The following is a 1,091-nucleotide window of genomic DNA, read 5'->3' on the forward strand; positions in this document are numbered from 1 at the left end:
CCGCAGCGGCCGTCCGCTCGGTGGTGCCGGCGCTGACCGGTCCGGTGCCGGCCATCAGCGGCACGGCCGCGGTCGGCCGCACCCTGACCGCCAAAACCGGCACCTGGGCGGCCGGGACCACGCTGGCCTTCCGGTGGTACCGCTCCGGCAAAGCCATCAAGGGAGCCACGCACAAGACATACCGGCTGGTGGCCGCGGACCGCGGCAAGCGCCTTACGGTCCGTGTGCGCGGCACGAAGACGGGGTACGCCCCGGCGCGCAGGAGCTCGGAAGCCACCCGTGCCGTCGCGGCGGGGAAGCTGAAGACGTCCACCCCGCGAATCACCGGGACGAGGAAGGCCGGCCGCACCCTGACCGCCAAAACCGGCACCTGGGCGGCCGGAACCACGCTGGCCTACCGGTGGTACCGCTCCGGCAAAGCCATCAAGGGAGCCACGCACAAGACCTACCGGCTGGTGGCCGCGGACCGGAAGGACAAGATCCGTGTCCGGGTGACCGGGTCGAAGCCCGGCTACACCACGGTGCGGAAGTACTCGGCCGCCACGTCCCGGATCCGGTAGGAAGATTTGCCCGAACCCAATTGCCGTGCGCGGAACGGTATCGAGTGGCATGGCGCCTGGACCGAGCCGGGCGGTGCAGCGTCGCAATTGACATCTGTTTTTGCCGGGCGCCGGCGGCGTGGTCAAATCTTACAGTGCCAAGGGCCCGGGGAGGGCATCGGCACGCCGTGTCCCGATCCGATAAACCACGCCGAGGAAACCCGTGAGCATCTCCGAATACCTGCTGTCCGACGGCTCGCCCCGCTACGGTCTGCGTACCGAAGAGACTTCGCCGGCCGCTGCGCCCGCCCGTACCGAAGATGCACGTGCGATTCCCCGCGAAGCCTCCCGCCTGGGACTGCACCACCTGTCCACCGCCGTCGACTCGCGGCTCACCCGCGCCTGGGCGGACCAGGACGATCCCCTGCTGGCCGCGCTGCGTGCCGGTCACCCCGCCGAGCTGGCCGAGGCCGAGGGCCTGGTCCGGAACGAGCTTGGCGGCCGGGCCGACTGGCTGCGCAAGGCCCGGGCCAACCACACGGCCTTCCTGGC

Annotated in this window: 2 pseudogenes; both read left to right on the top strand. The window is 70.9% G+C overall.

Annotated features, from left to right (window positions below):
- Positions 1-560: pseudogene (locus ACFQ36_RS22875) on the top strand (hypothetical protein); the annotation flags it as partial.
- A 202-nt stretch (positions 561-762) separates the two neighbouring features.
- Positions 763-1,091 (top strand): annotated as a pseudogene (locus tag ACFQ36_RS22880) (hypothetical protein); the annotation flags it as partial.

Source organism: Arthrobacter sp. GCM10027362 (genome assembly GCF_042679445.1).
Taxonomy (GTDB): Bacteria; Actinomycetota; Actinomycetes; order Actinomycetales; family Micrococcaceae; genus Crystallibacter.